Annotated in this window: 3 protein-coding genes and 1 pseudogene; 1 reads left to right on the top strand and 3 read right to left on the bottom strand. The window is 43.8% G+C overall.

Going from position 1 to position 5,256, the window contains the following annotated elements; genetic code table 11:
- The 3 genes and pseudogenes from QVA83_RS21410 to QVA83_RS21405 form a co-directional block, all read right to left on the bottom strand.
- On the bottom strand, positions 1–167 hold a 167-nt coding region (locus QVA83_RS21410; protein WP_287498946.1), incomplete at its 3' end, for an IS66 family transposase.
- 23 nt (positions 168–190) lie between these two features.
- A pseudogene (gene tnpB / locus QVA83_RS22480) lies at positions 191–376 on the bottom strand (IS66 family insertion sequence element accessory protein TnpB); the annotation flags it as partial.
- A gap of 106 nt (positions 377–482) precedes the next feature.
- Entirely contained in the window at positions 483–3,461 is a 2,979-nt protein-coding gene (locus QVA83_RS21405) for a Tn3-like element ISShfr9 family transposase (RefSeq protein ID WP_287498945.1), read from the bottom strand.
- Positions 3,462–4,196: 735 nt separating this feature from the next.
- On the opposite strand from QVA83_RS21405, the gene QVA83_RS21400 reads away from it, so the two are divergent.
- A partial coding sequence (locus tag QVA83_RS21400; RefSeq protein ID WP_287498944.1) for a YobI family P-loop NTPase occupies positions 4,197–5,256 on the top strand: 1,060 nt, incomplete at its 3' end.

Below are 5,256 nucleotides of genomic sequence, written 5' to 3'. Positions count from 1 at the left end.
CTGCTCTGCGCCGGATTATCCGCTAACACCTTTTCAGACTTACGCCCGAACAACTGGCGTTTAAGCCAGTCGAGTTGCTGCTTGAGTTGCGCAATTTCATCGGCTTGATGAGCAAAGGCAGCCTCAATTTCAGACGGTGAAAGGTGACTAATAGAGCGTGTTTTCATGGGCTAAATTATAACAAAATCAGTTAATTAAATCGCCTGTTTTGTTTGTCTTTTTGCCAGTAAATCCCATCAATCAAACACTGTAACTGGGCACTGTTGAGTGGTGTTTTGGTGTTGCCGTCAGACACGTTAGCGAAGGTGCCTTTTTCTAACCGTTTGCTCCACAAACAATAACCGCCCTGGTAGTAATACAATACCTTCAGCTGAGTACGGCGCTTATTGGGGTTCTAGGGATTTTCCCCTCTAAAAAGACATAATCCTCTGTAGACCACACCAATAAATGGCTGCGGAGGTGGTTTACTTTCAGCTTGGAGCCTAATCATCCACTATCGGCCTTGTTATTTCGCCAATATTGGGCAATTTCCCAGTATTAGTGAAGTTATACGTTCCGCTTAAGTTGATATTTTGCCACGCAACGGGCGAAACAGCACGAGTGATACCCGCTTTCTCTTCATCTCCTCTCGCTTCAAAGTGTCCCAGCAGATGACTCAGTATCGCGGAGTTGAAGTAGATGATCGCGTTGGCAAGCAATCTTGCACATTCATTCCAGATAGCGATTTCACTCTCGTTTTTGCCTCGGAACTGATCGCCATTCACCGACGCAATAGCCCGTCTCAGGAAGTGCCACGCTTCTCCCCGGTTAAGGGCACGCTGAACGTACTGCCGCAAACTGGCATTGTCTATGTAATCCAGTAAATATTGCGCTTTGACCAGTCGATTATACTCCGTCAGCGCCTGTAATGTCGGGTGCCCCGAAGGATAACCAGACAACTTTCTTACCAGCATTGCCTGTGTCGTTCGCTTTGTCTGAAGTGACAGAACAATGCGCCTAATATCCTGCCATCCCGTTTCGATGACATTCGTCCTGATGGGCTTTTTCAGGGCAAGGTTGGTGCCGCCGTGTTCATTTTCAGTTACGTCAAACAGATCATTGATGACACTACTGAACTGCGCGTATCGCGGTGCAAAACTGTAACCGCATAGATCCAGTAAGGCGAAGTTAACATGATTGACACCGTGTGTATCTGTCGAGAGTACGTCAGGTTTGATTTCACTGCTGTTGGATTGTAACAGGTCATAAATATAGTGTGATTCGTGCTCGTTGGAACCGATGATCCGAGCATTGAGGGCGCTGTGGTTGGCCACCAGTGTCATGGCCGTGATCCCTTTGTTGGTGCCGAAATACTTAGAGGAGTACCGGGTTTTAAAGGTTTCCAGATGGGTTTCGAATTTCTGACCATCCGCACTGGCATGCAGCTGGTCCTCCTGAATATGGTAGTGGCGGAAGATGGGTAGCGCTGCAACCGCATTATTGATCACGTCGCTGGCGTCATGCAGCGTTTCAGGCCGGATATAGTTGGCCTGCACCGTACTCAGGTGTTCATAGCTTCGATCGGAGATCTGCGCCATGCCATACACACCACGGTGAGTGGCGTTGGCAATCAGAATGGCCAGTAAATCATCCTGATGAGTGAACCCTTGTTTTTGTATCGGAAGTACATGAGTCAGACATTTCATGAACCCGGTTTCGCGCTCTACATACCGCAGTACATCCGCGATACCGACCGGTTGCATTCGCTTAAAAAAGGGATTGTTGACCAGAGATGTAGCGCTTTTGGTCGGCAGACGCCAGCGGGTACCGGTACGATTTTTCATGATCACATTTCGATTGTCTCCCTCATCAATATGGAGAGCAACGTCTTTGAGCGCACTTTCCAGCCGGTGTTGTTGCTCCTGTAACAATAACTCTGCGGGCTGTTTTAGTCTGTCCAGTGTTGATGAGGCCAGCAAGGTATCCTGCGATGTCTGGGGGATCAGGTCGTCTTCCAGTGCGCGGTATTTGGTAACATTTGGCAAATAAATGCGTCCATTCAGTCGTGAGGTTAACTGCCGGTAGAGCAGCCATTCGTAACGTTGCGGGTTAACGTTATCCTGTTTAACCAACCATGGGAGGTGCTTTTTCGGGATGAGCGACGTATCCATCGTCTTCAGTGGTCCACCGAATGCGATTTCCGTCTGCATCTGTTGAAGTTGGGCGACGACGGCTTCTGAGCCTTTACCGGCCTCACATTCAAGGCACAAGAACACCTGCCTTAACAGTTGCTCCAGGAGATTGCATTGTTCATCGTAATGTTGCCACTGGTACTCTTCCACGGTCCGTTTCTGTTTTTTCAGGTAAAGGCAGAGGGTCTGGATATCCCTGTCATTCATGACCTTCAATGCCTGTTGTCTGACTACTGAGAAGGGTTGATTATCATCAATGTTCTCATCCACAAACAGATGCAGTAACTCTGCCGCTTTCGTGACATTGTCCGCGGCTGACTGCCAGGACAGGAACACTGCTTGTTGTGCAAAGGTGTTGGCAGCTTCTTGTTGCTTGCGGATATGGTAAATGAACCCATCAGTTAACCGTTCCAGTGCCAGTTGTATCCGCTCTGTCAGGTGACATAGCAACCATAGATGCTGCTGTGCGCGTTTGAATCGTTTGAGTTTACTACCGTAATAGTTGATGAGCTCACCGAAGTGTTGTCGATTTTTAAGAGACAGATTAAGCCCATCGATAACGCCATTGATTTGCGTGCGCCATGGCGCTAACTGATGATAAAGGGCAAGCTCTTTTTTAAGTTCAGGTACGGTCAGACTTTTTGCACCGCCTCTGAGCTGGTTCAGGCTTAGTCCGTCATCAATGGCTGTTATGCTGTCCAGAAAGACGTGAAGTTCAGGACTGGTGAGTTGATTAAGTTGGTGCGCCAGGTCTTTTCTGACCTGCTGCATCGCTCTGCTTATCAGTCTCTGGAGTACGGTGTACCTAGGGATAGCAATGCTGTGACTGGTTAGGAATTCAATAGCAGTATCAAAGAGGTAACGCGGCTCCAGCCAGGCATTGCCCACCTGAACAAGGTGGTCGAAAAGAGAATTGAAGTGCTGACTTTCGTCCCATTTGTGATAACCAGCAAGGTCTAATACTTTTGCGTAGAGTCGATCTTTTTGTTTTTGTGAGGGAGTGAATGGTCTGAGCCCCTTGCCGCCAAGCAGCTCTTTACTGATGAACATTAAATCCTTAGAAACCTGCGAGTAAGCGATATCTAGGATGACGGGCTTTGATTTGAAGTATCCCAAAATCGCGACAAAGTAACATCTATGAGCTCTGAGACGAATTGACCGAAAAACTGCCAATTCCGCATCGTTCAGAGAAAAGTACAGACGTTGTTCTTCGATTGAAAAAATGGGTGGGGAATAAAGATCTGCCTGTTCTGCTCTCGTGAGAATAGTAATTTCGTTTTTGATGGCCATATCAGGGCTGTTCCGTATTAAATGTACGATATTTACCTAATTTGCCACACTTATAAGTAGTAACCCACCTCCGCAGCCATTTATTGGTGTGGTCTACAGAGGATTATGTCTTTTTAGAGGGGAAAATCCCTAGAACCCCTTATTGAGGAAATCATTATGCATTTTCCAGAGAAAGTATAACAGGGAAAGGTATGGATGAATTGACTATTTGTATTCTCTGCTTGGATTAAGGCATTCATAGTGTTTTGGCATTTATGGTGTTTTGCAAAAAATATTTTCAGTAGTAGCGGTGACAACAAATGCAGAATGTACTTATTGAACGAACGAGTAGTACATTCAACGATCATTGATATACTCACAACTGTTAGGCAACTATGACCGAAAAACGGACTTTCTAATTCTTTGATGTTTGGCCTTTTCAAAGAAAATTTTCAGCTAACTAACTCATGGTTTTTATCTTTTACCGTACATTCCTCTGGGCCATTTTCTTTCCAATAAAAAATACATTTCGCTAACTCAACCTCCAAGACATTCCTACATCACGTGTTCTAAACAACAAATATCTATTGGCCCCTTGAGTAGAATTGCTTTCTATATTAAACAATGTGTTACGATGAACTTCGTGTGAAGACTGGTCGACTTACAGGTTCGGTGATTAACAGAGCAGACAATAACAAAAATTGATAGGGTTTTTACTTTAATACTCTTTAAGGATTTATTAATAACGGACTTTTTATGAAAAAAATCATGACCTTATTTTCAAGTTGGATTGATAGTGGATTTAGTCGCTTTACTCATTGGTTTCGGTCTTCAGATGCCTTAGCTTCTCCGTCGAAATATGTAGACCTAGCTCCTATCGATGATGCAGATAAGGATGATGTGTACTCTGAAGCGTTACGTTTTGCTACCAATAACAAACGAGTTCTAAACATTGCTTTAACGGGGCCTTACGGATCTGGAAAAAGCAGCATTATTCAATCTTTTTTAAGAAGATATCGCCGACCCGCACTTCATATATCTCTAGCTTCCTTTGATTCAGACGAATATTCAGAAGACGATGGTGCTGGACGACAAGAAATTGAGAGAAGCATCTTACAGCAGATGTTGTATGGCGCGGATTCCAATAAACTCCCTTTATCGAGGTTCAATAGAATTCAAACTCCCGGCGCTTGGTCAGTAATTAAGTCCTTTTTCATTATGCTTGGAAGTTTATTTCTTTGGTACATTTTCGATAAGAGAGCCGAGATAATAAGTGGTTCATTTTTTCAGCCGTTTACGATCAGTAATTGGCTAAATTTGGGGGGATTTGCCATAGCGTTAACTTTTCTTTGGTTGATCGTTCATCATATTTATATTGTAAGTTTCGGTTTGTCTCTCAAGAGCGTCTCTCTTAAAAATGTAGAGATAAAGCCCGCAAACGAAGATCAGGTTTCCATATTGAATCGCCATCTAGATGAAATAGTATATTTTTTTCAATCAACTAAATATGACCTTGTAATAATTGAAGATCTGGATAGGTTCAAGAAACCAGATTTATTTGTGACACTGCGAGAAATAAATAGTCTTGTAAATGCAAACGCAGGCGTTCGTCGTACTATCAGGTTTTTATATGCATTGCGTGATGACATTTTTATAAGTACTGATAGAACTAAATTTTTTGAGTTTATTATTCCTGTAATACCTATCATTAACACATCTAATTCTATTGACATGATGCTGGAACAAGGTAATAGACTAAAAATGGACGAACGGCTTGATCGTCAGTTTCTTCGAGAGGTTTCAAGATATCTTAATG

Origin of the sequence: Alteromonas sp. AO-Serp (genome assembly GCF_017849675.1) — a bacterium.
Classification (GTDB): Bacteria; Pseudomonadota; Gammaproteobacteria; order Enterobacterales; family Alteromonadaceae; genus Alteromonas; species Alteromonas macleodii.
Note: the sequence above shows the minus strand (reverse complement) of the source record. Positions and strands in the feature narration are given on the sequence as shown.